Raw genomic sequence first — 14,948 nt, 5'->3', positions numbered from 1 at the left:
TTGCCTTACAACGGCGCGGCGCTTTCGCCGCGAGCGCTCGACAGTTTCGACACCAGCGATGCCAGTACGATAACGACGGCGATGAAACCGACGATCAGCGTGCAGATGGCGTTGATCTCCGGCTTCACGCCGAGACGCACTTCCGAATAGATCCGGATCGGTAGCGTCGCCGAACCTGGACCGGTCGTAAAACTCGCGATGACGAGGTCGTCGAGCGACAGCGTGAAGGCCAGCATCCAGCCCGCGGCAATGGCCGGCCAGATCAGCGGCAACGTAACGGCTATAAATGCGCGGAGCGGATCGCGGCCAAGATCCATCGCCGCTTCCTCGAGGCTGCGATCAATCCCCGCGAGACGTGACTGCACCACGACAGCAACAAAGCACATGGTGAGTGTGGTGTGGGCGATGGTCACCGTGACAAAGCCGCGCCCGGCGTCCAGCGCCACGAACAGCAGCAGCAGCGACAGGCCGGTGATCACCTCGGGCATCACCAGCGGCGCATAGAGCATCCCGGACATCAGCATCCGGCCGCGAAATCCCGCACCACGCGTCAACGCTATCGCGGCCAAAGTGCCGAGCAGCGTTGCCAGCGTCGCCGACACGACCCCCACGCGAAGGCTCATCCAGGCAGCATCGAGCATCGCACGGTCGTTGAAGAATTCGGTGTACCAGCGCGTCGACCAGCCGCCCCACACGGTCACCAGCCGCGAAGCGTTGAACGAATAGATGACCAGAATGACGATCGGCAGATATAGAAACGCCAGGCCAAGCACCAGCGACGTGACGTTAAAGCGCGACAGGCGGAGCGGATGCACGGCCATCAGCGCGCCTCCAGCTGCCGGCGCTGCAGCCGGTCATAGACCAGCAGGGGGATCAACAGCAGTCCGAGCAACACGATGGCGGTAGCCGATGCGACCGGCCAATCCTTGTTCGTGAAGAACTCGAGCCACAGCGTCTGGCCGATCATCAGCGAATTCGATCCGGCGAGCAGATCGGGAATGACGAATTCGCCCATGATCGGGATGAAGCACAGCAGTGCCCCGGCGCCGACGCCGCGCAGGGACAAGGGAACTGTCACCAGCCAGAAGGCGTCGACGCGCGAGACGCCGAGATCGGCGGCGGCCTCGATCAGCGAGGGGTCCTGCTTCGCGAGCGTGGCATAGAGCGGCAGGATCATGAAAGGCAGATAGGAATAGACGATGCCGAGATACATCGCACTGTCGGTGGACAGCCACACGATTGGCGCCGATACAACGTGCAGCGCGAGCAGGACCTTATTGAGCAAGCCGTCATGCTGCAGGATGTTGATCCAGGCATAGATGCGGATCAGGAACGAGGTCCAGAACGGCACGATGACCAGCATCATCGCGATGCCCTGCCAGCGCCGTGGCAGACGCGCCATGCCATAGGCGATGGGATAACCGACCGCGAGCAAGATCAGGGTCGATACGACGGCGACGAGGACGCTGCGCAGATAGGATGCGAGATAGAGATTGTCGGAAACGAGCAACCGGAAATTATCCAGCGACAGCGCGGCAAACGAGGCCTTGAGCCCGGCGATTCCTTCGGACAGACCGAACACCGGCAGATAAGGCGGCTGCGCAATCGCTGTCTGCGACAGGCTGATCTTCAGCACGAAGCCGAAGGGCACCAGAAAGAACAGCACCATCCAGACATAGGGCGGGATGGCAGCGAGCCGCGCCGGCGCCGTAAAGATGCGATTGCGGCTCATTGAACCAGTACCACGCAATCATCGGGGGCGAACCATGCCGCAACGCGCTCGCCGATCGAATAGGCATCGACATCGAGCCGCGCGGTATTGGCGAGAGCGACCCGCAATGTGGCTCCACGGTCGAGCTTCACCTTGTAGAGCGAGCGACCGCCGAGATAGCCGACGTCGGAAATGACACCCTCAAGGCTGTTCATGGCACCGCTATTGATGAGGTCCGTCGCCGGCCCGCGACGCGACAACCGGATCTTCTCCGGGCGGATCGCAACGCAGATGACCGCATCGCCGACAGGCTGTCGCGGCTCGATCGCAAACAAGGTTCCTACGTCGCGGCCTGCAATGGTCAGGCGATGACTGTCACGGTGCGTGATACCGCCCTCGACGATGTTGATGTCGCCGACGAACTCCGCGACCCAGCGCGATGCGGGCGCCTCATAAAGCTGTCGCGGTGTCGCTACCTGTTGCAGACGTCCGTCATTCATGACGCCGATGCGGTCGGCCATGGTCATCGCCTCCTCCTGATCGTGGGTGACGATCACGAAGGTGGTGCCGAGCTGGCGCTGCAGCGCCATCAACTCTACCTGGGTCTCTTCGCGCAGTTTCTTGTCGAGAGCTGCCAGCGGCTCATCGAGCAGCAACAATTGCGGATGCCGCGCCAGCGCCCGGGCGAGCGCCACGCGTTGTTTCTGGCCACCCGACAATTGATCCGGTCGGTGTTTCTCCAGTCCCTGGAGCTTGACCAGCGCCACCATCTCGGCAACCCGCGTATCGATGCCGAGACGCGTCAAGCCAGCGCTCTTGAGACCGAAACCGATATTGTCGCGCACGTTGAGATGCGGAAACAGCGCGTAGTTCTGGAACATCATGTTGACGGGCCGCTGATGCGGCAATACCGCAGCGATATCCTCGCCATTCAACTCGATCTTGCCCGTGTCCGGTGCCTCGAAACCAGCCAGCATGCGCAGTAACGTGGTCTTGCCACAGCCGCTCGGGCCGAGCAGCGCGAAGAATTCACCGGCCTTGATGTCTAAAGAGAGATTGTCCACTGCGCTATGCGCGCCGAATTTTTTGGTGACGCCGTCGATCCGCAGCAAGGGCGTGGGATAGGCGACGACCGGCGCATCGCTGGCCGCCGGATCCGCAACTGTCGCAGTGAGATTCGTCATAACCGCAAGCTAGCCGCGGAACGCCGCGGGCTCAACAGCATCGGCACTTCGCAACGGTCTGTCGCTCAACCGACCATGCGCGCGGCGGGCGTAGCGGCGGCAATCCGTCCGACCAGCGCAGCATATTGCGCAATCGGGGCAGGACGCCCGATGAAGTAGCCTTGTACGCCGTCGCAGCCTTCGCTGGCGAGGAAGCAGAGCTGCTCGTGGGTCTCGACGCCTTCCGCAACGATCGCGACGTCGAGGCCATGGCCAAGCCCGATGACCGCGCGCACGATGGCGGCGGACTGCGGATTGAGGCCCAGATTGATCACGAAAGCGCGGTCGATCTTGATCTTGTCGAACGGGAATGCCTGCAGATAGGTCAGCGAGGAATAGCCGGAGCCGAAGTCGTCCATCGAGATGCGCACACCGAGCGCCTTCAACCGCCGCAGCAACGCGACGCCGCGGTCGAAATCCTCGATCAGCACACCTTCGGTGATTTCCAGCTCAAGTCGACCGGGCTGCAGGCCGGTTTCGAGCAGGATCGAATGCACGAGGCCGACGAGATCACCATGCATGAACTGCGCGGGCGACAGGTTGACCGCGATCTGCAGCGGTACCGGCCAGGAGGCAGCCTCGAGGCAGGCCTGGCGCAGGATCCACTCGCCCATCTCGACGATCAGACCACTTTCTTCGGCCAGCGGAATGAAGTCTCCGGGCGGCACGAAGCCGCGGGTCGGATGGATCCAGCGGGCCAGCGCCTCAAAGCCCGTAATGTCGGCATCGACCACGGTCTGGCCAGCGCGTGCCTGCGGCTGGTAGTGCAGCGACAATTCGCCATTGCGGATCGCGGCCGAGAGGTCCTGATGCAGCACGCGGCGATCGCGCAGTTGCTGGTCCATTTGCGGCTCGAAGATGCTGATCGAACCGCGCGACTGCGACTTGGCACGGAACAGCGCCGCGCCGGAATTCGCCAGCAGAGCGGCTGGGTCATGGCCGTCGCGCGGGAACAGCGAGATGCCCGTGGTGACGCCTGTCCGCACCGATTTGCCCTCGATCGGGAATTCCTCCGCAAGGGCCGCGGAGATCCGCTCTGCGATCAACAGCCCGGCCGCGGGCTGCGCGCCGTCGATGATCACGCCGAACTCGTCACCGCCGAGCCGCGCCACAACTCCGCCGCCCACGGCTGCATCGACACGACGCGACACCTCGATCAGCAGCTTGTCGCCGATGGCGTGACCGAAGACATCGTTGACCTCCTTCAGGCCGTCGAGATCGATCGACAGCACCGCGAATTCCTCGGAGGTCTCGCCGCAGGCATCGATCATCTGCGACAGAGCCTGCAAAAAGGCCGGGCGGTTCGGCAGATCGGTCAGGCCGTCGTGATAGGCCATATGCGCCATCCGCGCCTCGGTCTGGCGGCGGTCGGTGACATCTTCGTGGGTCTTGATCAGATATTGCGGCTCGCCTGCTTCGTCGAGGACGGTAACCCGGCGGGTCAGGAACAGCCGCAATCCGTCGCGCGTGCTGATCGGATGCTCTTCCGCAATCGGTGTTCGGCCCCTGATCGCTGCCTGATCCCGGCTGACGATCAGCTTCGCTTCTTCCGGGCGAAGCATTTCGGGAACGGTCAGACCGATAGCGTCTTCGCGTTTGCGACCGAGAATGACCTCTGCGCCGCGGTTGGCGAACAGATAACGACCGGTGCTGATCTGCTGCACCATCAGCGACACAGGAATGTTGTCGAGTACGGTCTCAAGGAATTTCTTGGCGTTCTCCAGTTCCTTGGATAGCGACTTGCGGTCGGTCACGTCCTCGAACAGCGCAATCAGGAATGCCGGCTCATTGTGCTCGTTAAAGGCAATCACGCGATTGCTATCCAGCGTGCGGACGTCTGAACCGACCTCCACATTGAACTCGCTGCGACACTGACTGCGTGTTTCCACGGCCAGGGCATCGGCCTCGGCAATCGCTTTCGCAGACTGTGGGGAGAATATCTGATCCGGTCGCTTGCCGACGATCTGGTCGCGCGAAAGCCGAGAGAAGGTTTCGAAAGCCCGGTTGGCGAAGATATAGCGGCCATCATCAATGGTCTTGGCCGCGACGCAGATCGGGACGTGATCAAGGACAGATTCGAGGAACTGCTTGGTGGTCGCAAGCTCGCGCTGCAGGAAACGCTGCTCGGTGCAGTCCTCATGAATGCCGATGGCGCCGCCATTGGGAAGCCGGCTGAACTTGACGTGAACGGATTGCCCACCGGGCATTTCGGCAATGTACTCGCCGGCGGAAACAGTCTGCTCGTAGAAGCTCTGGGTGGCCAGATCGAGCTTGCCACGCTGGCGGCGTAACTCGCGCAATCCTGGGCCGGTAATATCCTTGGTGATGTCGGCGCGCGTCAGGTCGTAGATCTCGAGATAGCGATCATTGCAAAACACGACCCGCTTCTGGTCGTCGAGCATCACGATGCCTTGGCCGAGATGATTGAGGGCAGAACCGACAAACGCATTGCGACGCTGCTGCTCGCGACGCACATTGCGCAGTACCGAGGCGACCCACAGCACAATGGCGGCGAGAAATGCCAGCGCGACAAACCCACCGATGAGAAGCTGCCAGATCATTTGCGGGTCGAGTTCACTGATATAATGAACTGCCGGGGATTCTGCGTGGGCTCCGGTAATGCTGCCAAGAAGGCACGCGACCGCGATGACGGACACTGCCGCCTTGCTGTCTGATCGCCCGATCTTGCCAGTCATTACACACCCGCGTATTCGCAGCGTGAGTGTTTGGTTACAGGTATGTGGATCAGGTAAATGCGTATCGTCGCACCTGCAGAATGCGGCGAAATTTGGTGGTAATTATCTGTGATGCTTAATGTTTTACTAATGCGCCACATGCGCAAGGTCGAACCGCGGATGATCAGCGCAACAAACTATCGGACGCGACATGGACAAGGTTGAATGCGTGGTGGTAGGCGCCGGCGTCGTGGGTCTTGCGATCGCCCGGCGACTGGCGGAAGCGGGACGCGAGGTCATCGTGCTGGAGGCCGCGGACGCGATTGGTACCGTGACCTCGTCGCGCAACAGCGAGGTCATCCATGCCGGCATCTATTATCCGGCCGGCAGCCTGATGGCGCGGCTTTGCGTCGCTGGAAAACAGGCGCTCTATGATTATTGCCGCGATCGCGGCATCCCACATCGCAACTCCGGGAAACTGATCGTCGCCACACGTCCGGAGGAGATCGCCAAACTGGCTTCGATCAAAGCGCATGCCGAAGCCAATGGCGTCGCTGACCTCCAGCAATTATCCGGGACAGAGGCACGGGCGCTGGAGCCGGCACTGGCTTGCGAAGCCGCGCTGTTGTCCCCCTCCACCGGAATTGTCGACAGCCACAGCTACATGTTGTCGCTGCGCGGTGAAGCGGAAGCCGCTGGCGCGGCGTTCGCGTTCCTCGCGCCGCTGGAACGTGGCCGGGTCACCGCCGACGGTTTCGAACTGGATGTGGGCGGCGAGGCTCCGATGACACTCGCCTGCGACATGCTGATCAATTCAGCAGGCCTGTCCGCAACCGCGATCGCTCGCATGCTCGACGGCATGCCGCTCGACCTGATCCCCCCCGCTTATCTGGCGAAGGGCTGCTACTTCAGCTGCAATGCGAAAGCGCCGTTCTCGCGGCTGATCTATCCCGTGCCGGAACCGGGCGGCCTCGGCGTGCATCTGACGCTCGATCTGGCCGGCCAGGCGCGTTTCGGCCCTGACATCGAGTGGGTGGATCACATCGACTACACGGTCGATCCGGCACGCGGAGAGAGGTTCTATCCGGCCATCAGGCGCTACTGGCCGGACCTGCCGGACGGCGCATTAATGCCGAGCTATTCCGGAATGCGGCCGAAGATCGTGCCGCCCGCAGTCGCGGTGCAGGACTTCATGATCCAGGGTGCCCAGACCCATGGCGTGCCGGGCCTTATCAACCTGTTCGGCATCGAGTCACCGGGGCTGACATCATCCCTGGCCATCGCGGACTACGTAGCTGACATGGCGGGAAATTAAACGCGAAGGGTTGCAGGCGAAGCTATCCAGGCCAACCGAATAACTGGAGCTTCGTCGCAAACCTATCGCGGGATGAGGACAACACGTCATCGCACCTACGCCAAAGCAGTGACGTAAACGGCGATGTCGATGCTGTGATTTATTCTTCGCTGATCAGTGCAGCCGTTGATCAGTGCACCGTGTCGCTGGCCCCGTTTTTGAGACGCTGGATTTCGTCCCTGACCATCAGTTTTCGACGCTTGAGTTCGACGATGCGAAGATCGTCGGTAGACAGGTGCACGAGCGCTTCGTGCAATTCGCTTTCGAGAACTTTGTGCTTACGTTCCAGTTCGACGAGATGCGCCTGTAGTGCCATTCGAAAACTCCTCGGTAGGATTGAACCTCAGGATACGTTCGGTTGGACGATGAATTCTACATGACAGTGGACATCTGTCGATGGGTATTGAAAAGTGTATTTTGAGTTTCGGGTATCGTCTGAAACGAATCGTGACCGGATTGCGCCGCAAAAACCTGGAACCGGACGGCTTGCGTGGTGCGCCTGCACCGGCGATAGTCATTCTAGAAATCTCTCGCAAATGATTTGCGAATCCAGTCAGCTAGAAACATGAACGACGACGAAGATCGCGAACTCCCGTTAGAACTCGCCCGATTGCAGCAGGAACATCGCGACCTCGACGCCGCCATCGATGCCTTGCAGCATTCACCGGCACCCGATCTCTTGCGACTGCAACGGTTGAAGAAGAGGAAGCTTCAGCTGAAAGACCGCATCTCCTTCATCGAAGATCAGATCACTCCAGACATTATTGCGTGAGACAACACGTCACGCTGTGGCCACGGGCTAAAGAGTAGCCATGACTGCAACCCAACGCGCAATGATCGATGGATCAGTTTTCTTTGCGTCACGGTGACTGCGGTCGGCTCGGCGCTGAACCGACCATCATCAAAATCCTGCTTCGCGACTGGCTGCATCGCGATGTGGCGCGGCGGAAGTTTGCGCGCCTAGGCGGCACATCATTGCACGCCTGTTGTTTGTATTGTTCACCGACGTCTTTACCCGGATGGCTGCGGGAACTGATCGCGATGACGCGCTGGCGCAACGAGAAGATCGTTCACAGGGCACCGAACTTGACAAAAGAACAAAATAAGAACAAAATTACTGGATCAATCAACTCGTGGGGGCACCATGGCCGACATCACCTATTACGTCGCACTGCCCTTCCTGGACGACGACTCCGGTTCGCCAGCCGCCGGTGCGGCCGAGGAATGTCAGAGCGCGTCCGGCGCCATCCGCCGCGCCGAACTCTTGTCCCGTGCGCCAGGCTCGATCGGCGCACTGGCCTTCAGCCGTACCGGCGATCCGATGATCGGCGAGTTCGGCGACGCCCAGGTGATCCGCGCCTTTGGCGAAGTGCCAAGCGACCTCAGCGCGTTGTAAAGGCCCCAACGCCGGCGATCGGCTAACTACACTTTCGCAGGTCACGGCGTCAGGCGGCCGCCGGCCCGCGGCTTTTCGGCAGCGACACCAACGCCTTGGAACCGCGCAACGCCGGCTTCATCGAGCGTTTGACCGACTTTGCAGCAGGCGTTCGGGTTTTCTTTTGCATGGGATTTGTTACAAGGCTTGCCAGTCTTCACCAAGACGAGATCATGTTTGCCACGCTCCTTGCCACGCAAGGGGACGACATTGTATTTCCAGCCTATCTTTCTGGATTCGCGAAAGAAAATACGGAATGACCGCGCCCGTCGCCATTATTATGGGAAGCCAGTCGGACTGGGAAACCATGCGCCATGCCGCCGAAACGCTGACCGCGCTCGGCGTATCCCATGAGGCGCGCATCGTCTCGGCCCACCGCACGCCGGACCGGCTGGTCGCATTCGCCAAGGGCGCCAAGGCAGCGGGCTTCCAGATCATCATCGCCGGTGCCGGCGGCGCTGCGCATTTGCCCGGCATGGCCGCGGCGCTGACGGAACTCCCGGTATTCGGCGTGCCCGTGGAATCCAAGGCGCTGTCCGGCGTCGACTCGCTTTATTCGATCGTACAGATGCCGGGCGGCGTGCCCGTCGGCACGCTGGCCATCGGCAAACCCGGCGCGATCAATGCGGCACTGCTCGCGGCGAGCGTGCTGGCGCTGCACGACACGGCACTGGCGACAAAGCTCGCCGCCTGGCGCAAGGCGCAGACCGATGCCGTGGCTGAAAAGCCGGAAGGTGAAGGTGCGGCGTGAGCGCTGTGGTGACGAAGGTTCTTAAGCCAGGCGATACGATCGGCATTCTCGGTGGCGGCCAGCTCGGTCGCATGTTGGCGATGTCCGCAGCACGCCTCGGCCTCCGCTGTCAGGTTTTTTCACCGGATCCGGATTCGCCGGCTTTCGACGTGGTGCAGAACGCGACATGTGCTGAATATGCGGATGTCGAGGCGCTCGAACTGTTCGCCAGTGACTGCGACGTCATCACCTACGAATTCGAGAACGTGCCGGCCGCCACCGCGATGATCCTCGACGCGCGGCGCCCGGTGCTGCCGGCACAGGCCATCCTGCAGACCACGCAGGATCGTCTGGCCGAGAAGGATTTTGTAACGTCGCTGGGTATCGGCACCGCCGCTTACGCAGGCGTTGCGAATGCTGGCGAGCTTCATGCAGCGGTCAAGAAGATCGGTCTGCCAGCTGTCATCAAGACGCGTCGCTTCGGTTATGACGGCAAAGGTCAGGCAATCATCCGCGAGGGTGACGATCTCGATCAGGTCTGGAAGGATCTCGGCACCAATTCCGCGATCCTTGAAGCCTTCGTGCCGTTCGAACGCGAGGTCTCGGTCATCGCTGCACGCGGCGCCGACGGTCAAGTCGAATGTTTCGACGTCACCGAAAACGAGCATCGCGATCACATCCTGAAATTCTCCTATGCGCCCGCACGCATCTCGGACACGCTTGCCGCAAAGGCACGCGAGATCGCCGAGAAGATCGGCACTGCGCTGGGCTATGTCGGCGTCTTTGCCGTCGAATTGTTTGTCGTGCCGGGCCAAAAGGACGCAATTGACGGTGCGACGCTTGTCGTGAACGAAATTGCGCCGCGCGTGCACAATTCCGGCCACTGGACGCTCGACGGCGCCTCGGTGTCGCAATTCGAACAGCACATCCGCGCCATCGCCGGCTGGCCGCTCGCCAAACCCGTCCGCCACGGCCAAGTCACCATGATCAACCTGATCGGCGACGACATTCTCGACTACGGCAAGTGGCTTACCGCCCCCGGCGCCACCGTGCATCTCTATGGCAAGGGTGCGCCGAAGCCTGGCCGCAAGATGGGTCATGTGGTTGAAGTGAAGCCGGCGACGTAACGACGCCGGCTTCACCGCCTCATTCGTCAGCTAGCCGCTTTGCCTTCCACCACACCAGCGGGCTCGTCACTCAGCCAGCGATAGATCGCGCCGCCGAGAACACCACCAACCAGCGGTGCCACCCAGAACAGCCACAACTGCTGCAGTGCCCAGCCGCCGACAAACAATGCCGGCCCAGTGCTGCGCGCCGGATTCACCGACGTGTTGGTGACTGGAATGCTGACAAGGTGGATCATCACCAGCGCAAGCCCGATTGCCAGCGGCGCGAAGCCCGCAGGCACCTTGCCGTGTGTGGAGCCCATGATGATGAACAGGAACATCATGGTCATCACCACTTCCATGATGAAGCCCGCCACCATGCTGTATTTGCCGGGCGAATGATCGCCGAAGCCGTTCGAGGCAAAGCCCTTGGCAAGGTCGAAACCGGCAGCGCCGCTGGCGATGACATACAACACGGCCGCCCCCGCTATCGCACCGACGACCTGCGCGATCACATAAGGAAGAATCTGGCCGGCGGGGAAACGTCCACTCGCCGCAAGGCCCACGGTGACCGCAGGATTGAGATGGCAGCCCGAAATGTGGCCGATGGCATAGGCCATGGTCACGACGCTGAGGCCGAAGGCCAGCGAGACGCCGACGAGACCGATACCGACCTGCGGAAAGGCTGCCGCAATTACAGCACTGCCGCAGCCTGCAAATGTGAGCCAAAAGGTGCCGATCAGCTCGGCCGCGTATTTTTTCCCATTCATGATGCTCTCCGGTCGTAATCGGCGTCCCGGCTGAGTCGCCGCGGGAATTATGCGTCCGTGCTCCAATACCTGTCGAGACAGGGAACCTGCCCTATCCCCACCCGGGAAAATTCGGAAAAAACACGTTATTTCCCAGCCCAGAAGGTTAAAATGACGGCGCCGCAAGGTGGACATTCGCCATTTCATCTGGTACATCGGCGCCCTTGAGGTTAAGGGCATGGCCTTTGTCGGCCCTTCACTTTACCGAAATTCAAATCCGATCAATTGAAAAGAGGATGCCGCGTGCAGGTTCTCGTTCGCGATAATAACGTCGATCAGGCTCTCAAGGCGCTGAAGAAGAAGATGCAGCGCGAGGGTATTTTCCGCGAGATGAAGCTCCGCGGTCACTACGAAAAGCCCTCTGAGAAGAAGGCTCGCGAGAAGGCAGAGGCCGTGCGTCGCGCACGCAAGCTTGCTCGCAAGAAGCTGCAGCGCGAAGGCCTGCTGCCGATGAAGCCGAAGCCGGTGTTCGGCGCGGGTCCTGGCGCCGATCGTGGCGGCCGTCCTGGCGCTGGCGGCGCGGGCGCTCCGCGTCCGGCGCGCTAAGCGCACTTCATCCACCGAGTTGGATAACGCGGGCCAAAGCCCGCGTTATTTTTTTGCGCAATTGCTTTTTGCGCGAACTACTTCCTTGGCGCGCTGGTCTTGATCGGGTGCATTTTGCCCGATGTCGCGCTACCAATAGGTCATTGGTCGCTCCGTGAGATTGGCCCTGCATGGAATGTCCCGTCCGCGAGTCCCCGTCCCGCTTCGGCGCCCGCGGCCTTACCGCGATTGCCCTTGTCGTTGCGGGTCTGTGCAGCAACGGATGCTCATTCAACCTGTCGTCACTAACACCGGGTTCTGACAAGGACGAACCGAAGACGACGGCTCTGGCGCCCCCGTCGCCCGCGAATTCCGGCAAGACCAATCCGCAGGATGCGCAGATCCACGCTGCACGCGCGCAGGCGCTCGTACAGTCCGGCAAACCCGATGACGCGCTGCTGGCCTTGAATCAGGCAATCGACCTCGATCCACACAGTGCGCAGATCTTCTACCAACGCGGGCTGCTCTATCAGTCCGAGAAGAAGTATGAATTCGCCATTGCAGATTTTACGTCAGCCAACGGCCTGACGCCGCAGCAGGCGGATCCCCTGCTCGGCCGCGCGCAATGCTATCTCGCCCTCGGCAAACACCAGGAAGCCGCAGCGGATCTCGACGAGGCTTCGCAGGTGGCACCGGGCAATGCCCAGGTCTGGCTGACCCGCGGCGCGACCTATGAGAAGCTTGGCGACAGGGCCAAGGCCGCAGACTCCTACAGCCGCGCTGTCGCGCTGCGCCCGAAGGACGATGCAGCGCGGAGCGGCCTCGCGCGGATGGGTGGAAGGGCGGGCTAGCTAAAGCTGGCTGGAGTCAGGCTGATAGCAATACGGCGTCGCCCTGCATGCGCGAGAGCGGCGCGCGGAGAATCCGCCGTTTCCTTTACCGCTCGAACGGGCGCGGGATCACCGAATTGAACACCGACTTCGCTGCAGACAGCACGTCTTCGGCCACGTTGGTGCGCTCCGAGCGCGGTCCGCCGACAGCATCCGCCTGCAGGTCCATCGGCTGCGGTGCCGGGATCTCGCCGGGCGGACGCATGCGCCGCGCTTCGGAACGCTCAGACTGCGGGGAAGGCATAGGATCGAACTTCTCGACGCTTGGCGTCGCCACCACGATCGGCGGCGGCAACTGCTGCATCGACGGAGGGGAAACAGTCCGTGCAGCTTCCTGCACCCGCGGCGCCTCCGTAGCGCGCGGGGTCTCAGGTGTACGTGCAGCTTCCTGGGGGCGCGGCTCACTGCGGTTCAGGCGCTCGATGGCAGCACGGGCGAGATCGTTGGCGTCGCGGCGTTCATCAGCGCTGGCATTCGCCGCCGGCGCGGTGCCCACGGTGGCAAGGACGGGCGCAGGCGCGGCCGGAGCCGGCGCGGGTTTGGCAGCTGCCTTCTCGCGCAATGCCGGCTGATGGCGGCGCGGCTCGGGTGTCGTCGTGGCCGCCTCGGGCTTTTCGATGCTGGCCTTCTCGACCACCGGCTTGTCGCCGGCCTTGGCCGGGGCCGATTCGGGCAGATTGGCGAGGTCGGCAGAATTCTCGGCGGGCTTGGCTGTCGCTGCCTTGGTGTCAGGCTTCGGCTCCGCAGGCGTCGATGCGACAGCCGCAGCGGGGCGATCCGGGCTCGCCTTCGGGATGATGTAGTGATTGACGATATAGGCACCCACGATCGTCGCCAGAATCGACGGCAAGATATCGATGGTGAACTTCGAGAGATACTTGTGCAGCATGAACCGGCCTCTTCCCCAAGCTGCTTCATGCTAGGAATTTGAGGCTGATTCAGGGATCAATCGCGACGGATCGAAGGCAAAGTTCCAATCCGTTGCATTGAATTGTTTCAGGTGATCCTCAGCAGGCTAAACACAATGAACCGCCAGCCGCTGGAGGCAGACAAGGTTAAGCTTTCTTAACCTCGACCTCGAGAAACACGATTTCCTTGTCGGTTTCATTCAGAACGTCATGCTCGACGCCTGCCTTGCGGAAATAGGACTTGCCGGTCGTGATCGGTGCCTGCGAGCGGGTGCCGTCCGGCGCAACGATTGTCATCACGCTCGTGGTGATCGGAACGATCACATAGTCCATCCCATGGGTGTGGTGACCAGTCGCCGCGCCAGGCGCGAGCCGCCATTCGGTGACGCGAACTTCGGGCGTGTCCTGCTGAACGTCGGACTGGGCAGCGAGCATCGTCTCATTCTCCAAAGTGGTCACGGCACAAACACCATGAAGATGAATACCGCAAACACCACCAAATGGACCAGCCCGAACAGGATGTTCGTGCGCCCGGTGCCAAAGGTCAGCATGCTCAGCACGAAGGTCATCACCAGCAGCACCATCTTCTGCGCACTGAGACCGAGGACCAGTTCCTTGTTTAACGCATAGGCCGCCACCGCAACCGCAGGTATCGTCAGTCCGATGGTGGCGAGCGATGAACCGAGTGCAAGGTTTATGCTCTTCTGCAGATCGTTGCCACGCGCGGCAGAAATGGCGGCGACGCTTTCCGGCAGCAGGATCAGCAGCGCCACGAGGATACCGGCAAAGGCTTCCGGCGCGCCGATCCGTTCAATGCCGGCGTCCACCACCAGCGAGAATTTCTTCGCCAGCAGCACCACCGCCAGCAACGAGACCAGCAGCAAAACGGCGCTGACGGCCAGAACACGGTTGGAAACATGCCCGCCTGCGGCACCTTCGCTACTTCCGTCTGCAACGAAGTAATCCTGATGTCGGATGGTCTGTGTGTAGAGAAATACTGCATAGAGCATGATGGTGGCGACGCTGACAAAAGCGAGCTGTGCGTTCGAATAGAAAGGTCCCGGAGTGGTCAGGGTATAATTCGGCAGGATGAGCGTGATCGTCGCCATCACAATCAGCACGCTGAGATAAATATTCGACCCCGTGACCTGAAAATCCTGCTCGCGGTAGCGCAACCCTCCGACGAGGATGCAGATGCCAACCAGACCGTTGCAAACGATCATCACCACCGCGAAGACAGTATCGCGCGCCAGCGTCGGGACGGATTTATCGCCCAGCATGATGCTGGCGATCAGCGCCACCTCGATGATGGTCACGGCCAGTGTCAGCAACAGCGTGCCGAACGGTTCGCCGATCTTGTGTGCGATGACTTCGGCATGATGCACGGCGGCGAACACCGTGCCGAACAGGATGACCAGCAGAACAACCGCGAACACAATGCCAGCAGGCGTCTCCGTGAATCCGATCCCGAGCGAAGAAATCGACGTCGCGATAAAAAGCAGAACGGCCAACGTGGGGAAAATCCAGGACGATCTGGGCATGGGATGTGCTGACATCAAGCAAGTGTCCTGATTGAAAACGG

Annotated in this window: 18 protein-coding genes; 9 read left to right on the top strand and 9 right to left on the bottom strand. The window is 61.3% G+C overall.

Annotated elements, in window-relative coordinates; genetic code table 11:
• Positions 1 to 5: 5 nt before the first annotated feature.
• The 4 genes from AB8A38_RS23940 to AB8A38_RS23925 form a co-directional block, all read right to left on the bottom strand.
• A complete protein-coding gene (locus tag AB8A38_RS23940) occupies positions 6 to 821 on the bottom strand; it encodes an ABC transporter permease (RefSeq protein WP_175367826.1) in 816 nt (271 codons plus the stop codon).
• On the bottom strand, positions 821 to 1,732 hold the full coding sequence (locus AB8A38_RS23935) for an ABC transporter permease (RefSeq protein ID WP_315843836.1): 912 nt from the start codon (positions 1,730 to 1,732) through the stop codon (positions 821 to 823). Before AB8A38_RS23935 ends, AB8A38_RS23940 begins: the two co-directional genes overlap by 1 nt.
• On the bottom strand, positions 1,729 to 2,895 hold the full coding sequence (locus tag AB8A38_RS23930; protein WP_439087666.1) for an ABC transporter ATP-binding protein: 1,167 nt from the start codon (positions 2,893 to 2,895) through the stop codon (positions 1,729 to 1,731). Before AB8A38_RS23930 ends, AB8A38_RS23935 begins: the two co-directional genes overlap by 4 nt.
• 65 nt (positions 2,896 to 2,960) lie before the next feature.
• Positions 2,961 to 5,630: a sensor domain-containing protein gene (locus AB8A38_RS23925; RefSeq protein WP_439087665.1), complete on the bottom strand. Its 2,670-nt coding sequence runs from the start codon at positions 5,628 to 5,630 to the stop codon at positions 2,961 to 2,963.
• Between the two features lie 190 nt (positions 5,631 to 5,820).
• On the opposite strand from AB8A38_RS23925, the gene AB8A38_RS23920 reads away from it, so the two are divergent.
• Complete coding sequence (locus AB8A38_RS23920; RefSeq protein WP_439087664.1) at positions 5,821 to 6,924, top strand: NAD(P)/FAD-dependent oxidoreductase; 1,104 nt, start codon at positions 5,821 to 5,823, stop codon at positions 6,922 to 6,924.
• A gap of 169 nt (positions 6,925 to 7,093) precedes the next feature.
• Here the strand turns inward: AB8A38_RS23920 and AB8A38_RS23915 are convergent, their stop codons facing one another.
• Entirely contained in the window at positions 7,094 to 7,279 is a 186-nt protein-coding gene (locus AB8A38_RS23915; protein WP_092145731.1) for a YdcH family protein, read from the bottom strand.
• Between the two features lie 80 nt (positions 7,280 to 7,359).
• Here AB8A38_RS23915 and AB8A38_RS23910 point away from each other — a divergent pair, with 80 nt between their 5' ends.
• From AB8A38_RS23910 to AB8A38_RS23885, 6 genes are all read left to right on the top strand, one after another.
• Positions 7,360 to 7,503, top strand: coding sequence for a hypothetical protein (locus AB8A38_RS23910; RefSeq protein ID WP_439087663.1), 144 nt, complete (start codon positions 7,360 to 7,362; stop codon positions 7,501 to 7,503).
• 25 nt (positions 7,504 to 7,528) lie between these two features.
• Positions 7,529 to 7,735, top strand: a complete 207-nt coding sequence (locus tag AB8A38_RS23905) for a YdcH family protein (RefSeq protein WP_068728782.1) — start codon at positions 7,529 to 7,531, stop codon at positions 7,733 to 7,735.
• A gap of 372 nt (positions 7,736 to 8,107) precedes the next feature.
• A complete protein-coding gene (locus tag AB8A38_RS23900) occupies positions 8,108 to 8,359 on the top strand; it encodes a hypothetical protein (protein WP_439087662.1) in 252 nt (83 codons plus the stop codon).
• Between the two features lie 95 nt (positions 8,360 to 8,454).
• Positions 8,455 to 8,658 carry a hypothetical protein gene (locus AB8A38_RS23895; protein WP_439087661.1) on the top strand — a complete coding sequence of 68 codons (204 nt, stop codon included), beginning with the start codon at positions 8,455 to 8,457 and terminating at the stop codon, positions 8,656 to 8,658.
• The gene (gene purE, locus AB8A38_RS23890) at positions 8,655 to 9,149 is read left to right on the top strand and encodes a 5-(carboxyamino)imidazole ribonucleotide mutase (RefSeq protein WP_439087660.1); all 495 of its coding nucleotides are present in this window, start codon (positions 8,655 to 8,657) and stop codon (positions 9,147 to 9,149) included. The genes AB8A38_RS23895 and purE overlap by 4 nt, the downstream gene beginning before the upstream one ends.
• A gap of 8 nt (positions 9,150 to 9,157) precedes the next feature.
• Positions 9,158 to 10,255, top strand: coding sequence for a 5-(carboxyamino)imidazole ribonucleotide synthase (locus tag AB8A38_RS23885; RefSeq protein WP_439087659.1), 1,098 nt, complete (start codon positions 9,158 to 9,160; stop codon positions 10,253 to 10,255).
• 26 nt (positions 10,256 to 10,281) lie between these two features.
• Here the strand turns inward: AB8A38_RS23885 and aqpZ are convergent, their stop codons facing one another.
• Positions 10,282 to 11,004, bottom strand: a complete 723-nt coding sequence (gene aqpZ / locus AB8A38_RS23880; RefSeq protein ID WP_439087658.1) for an aquaporin Z — start codon at positions 11,002 to 11,004, stop codon at positions 10,282 to 10,284.
• Between the two features lie 282 nt (positions 11,005 to 11,286).
• Here aqpZ and rpsU point away from each other — a divergent pair, with 282 nt between their 5' ends.
• Together rpsU and AB8A38_RS23870 are read left to right on the top strand one after the other, a co-directional pair.
• Positions 11,287 to 11,589 carry a 30S ribosomal protein S21 gene (gene rpsU, locus AB8A38_RS23875; protein ID WP_089265892.1) on the top strand — a complete coding sequence of 101 codons (303 nt, stop codon included), beginning with the start codon at positions 11,287 to 11,289 and terminating at the stop codon, positions 11,587 to 11,589.
• Positions 11,590 to 11,759: 170 nt separating this feature from the next.
• Positions 11,760 to 12,419 carry a tetratricopeptide repeat protein gene (locus AB8A38_RS23870; RefSeq protein WP_439087657.1) on the top strand — a complete coding sequence of 220 codons (660 nt, stop codon included), beginning with the start codon at positions 11,760 to 11,762 and terminating at the stop codon, positions 12,417 to 12,419.
• 85 nt (positions 12,420 to 12,504) lie between these two features.
• On the opposite strand, the gene AB8A38_RS23865 is transcribed toward AB8A38_RS23870, so the two are convergent.
• The 3 genes from AB8A38_RS23865 to AB8A38_RS23855 all read right to left on the bottom strand — a co-directional run bounded on the left by AB8A38_RS23865 (position 12,505) and on the right by AB8A38_RS23855 (position 14,922).
• On the bottom strand, positions 12,505 to 13,347 hold the full coding sequence (locus AB8A38_RS23865) for a hypothetical protein (RefSeq protein WP_439087656.1): 843 nt from the start codon (positions 13,345 to 13,347) through the stop codon (positions 12,505 to 12,507).
• 166 nt (positions 13,348 to 13,513) lie between these two features.
• On the bottom strand, positions 13,514 to 13,801 hold the full coding sequence (locus AB8A38_RS23860) for a cupin domain-containing protein (RefSeq protein WP_068730343.1): 288 nt from the start codon (positions 13,799 to 13,801) through the stop codon (positions 13,514 to 13,516).
• Between the two features lie 20 nt (positions 13,802 to 13,821).
• Complete coding sequence (locus AB8A38_RS23855) at positions 13,822 to 14,922, bottom strand: calcium:proton antiporter (RefSeq protein ID WP_439087655.1); 1,101 nt, start codon at positions 14,920 to 14,922, stop codon at positions 13,822 to 13,824.
• Positions 14,923 to 14,948: the final 26 nt, after the last annotated feature.

The sequence above is a fragment of the Tardiphaga sp. 839_C3_N1_4 genome (genome assembly GCF_051811045.1).
Lineage (GTDB): Bacteria > Pseudomonadota > Alphaproteobacteria > Rhizobiales > Xanthobacteraceae > Tardiphaga.
This window is presented reverse-complemented; position numbering and strand designations above follow the sequence as displayed.

Coding starts and splice junctions, on each gene's coding strand:
- AB8A38_RS23915 (WP_092145731.1), bottom strand. CDS start 7,279: ATGGCACTACAGGCGCATCTCGTCGAACTGGAACGTAAGCACAAAGTT.
- AB8A38_RS23935 (WP_315843836.1), bottom strand. CDS start 1,732: ATGAGCCGCAATCGCATCTTTACGGCGCCGGCGCGGCTCGCTGCCATC.
- aqpZ (WP_439087658.1), bottom strand. CDS start 11,004: ATGAATGGGAAAAAATACGCGGCCGAGCTGATCGGCACCTTTTGGCTC.
- AB8A38_RS23920 (WP_439087664.1), top strand. CDS start 5,821: ATGGACAAGGTTGAATGCGTGGTGGTAGGCGCCGGCGTCGTGGGTCTT.
- AB8A38_RS23910 (WP_439087663.1), top strand. CDS start 7,360: ATGGGTATTGAAAAGTGTATTTTGAGTTTCGGGTATCGTCTGAAACGA.
- AB8A38_RS23900 (WP_439087662.1), top strand. CDS start 8,108: ATGGCCGACATCACCTATTACGTCGCACTGCCCTTCCTGGACGACGAC.
- AB8A38_RS23940 (WP_175367826.1), bottom strand. CDS start 821: ATGGCCGTGCATCCGCTCCGCCTGTCGCGCTTTAACGTCACGTCGCTG.
- purE (WP_439087660.1), top strand. CDS start 8,655: ATGACCGCGCCCGTCGCCATTATTATGGGAAGCCAGTCGGACTGGGAA.
- AB8A38_RS23870 (WP_439087657.1), top strand. CDS start 11,760: ATGGAATGTCCCGTCCGCGAGTCCCCGTCCCGCTTCGGCGCCCGCGGC.
- AB8A38_RS23905 (WP_068728782.1), top strand. CDS start 7,529: ATGAACGACGACGAAGATCGCGAACTCCCGTTAGAACTCGCCCGATTG.
- AB8A38_RS23855 (WP_439087655.1), bottom strand. CDS start 14,922: ATGTCAGCACATCCCATGCCCAGATCGTCCTGGATTTTCCCCACGTTG.
- AB8A38_RS23865 (WP_439087656.1), bottom strand. CDS start 13,347: ATGCTGCACAAGTATCTCTCGAAGTTCACCATCGATATCTTGCCGTCG.
- AB8A38_RS23925 (WP_439087665.1), bottom strand. CDS start 5,630: ATGACTGGCAAGATCGGGCGATCAGACAGCAAGGCGGCAGTGTCCGTC.
- AB8A38_RS23930 (WP_439087666.1), bottom strand. CDS start 2,895: ATGACGAATCTCACTGCGACAGTTGCGGATCCGGCGGCCAGCGATGCG.
- AB8A38_RS23860 (WP_068730343.1), bottom strand. CDS start 13,801: ATGCTCGCTGCCCAGTCCGACGTTCAGCAGGACACGCCCGAAGTTCGC.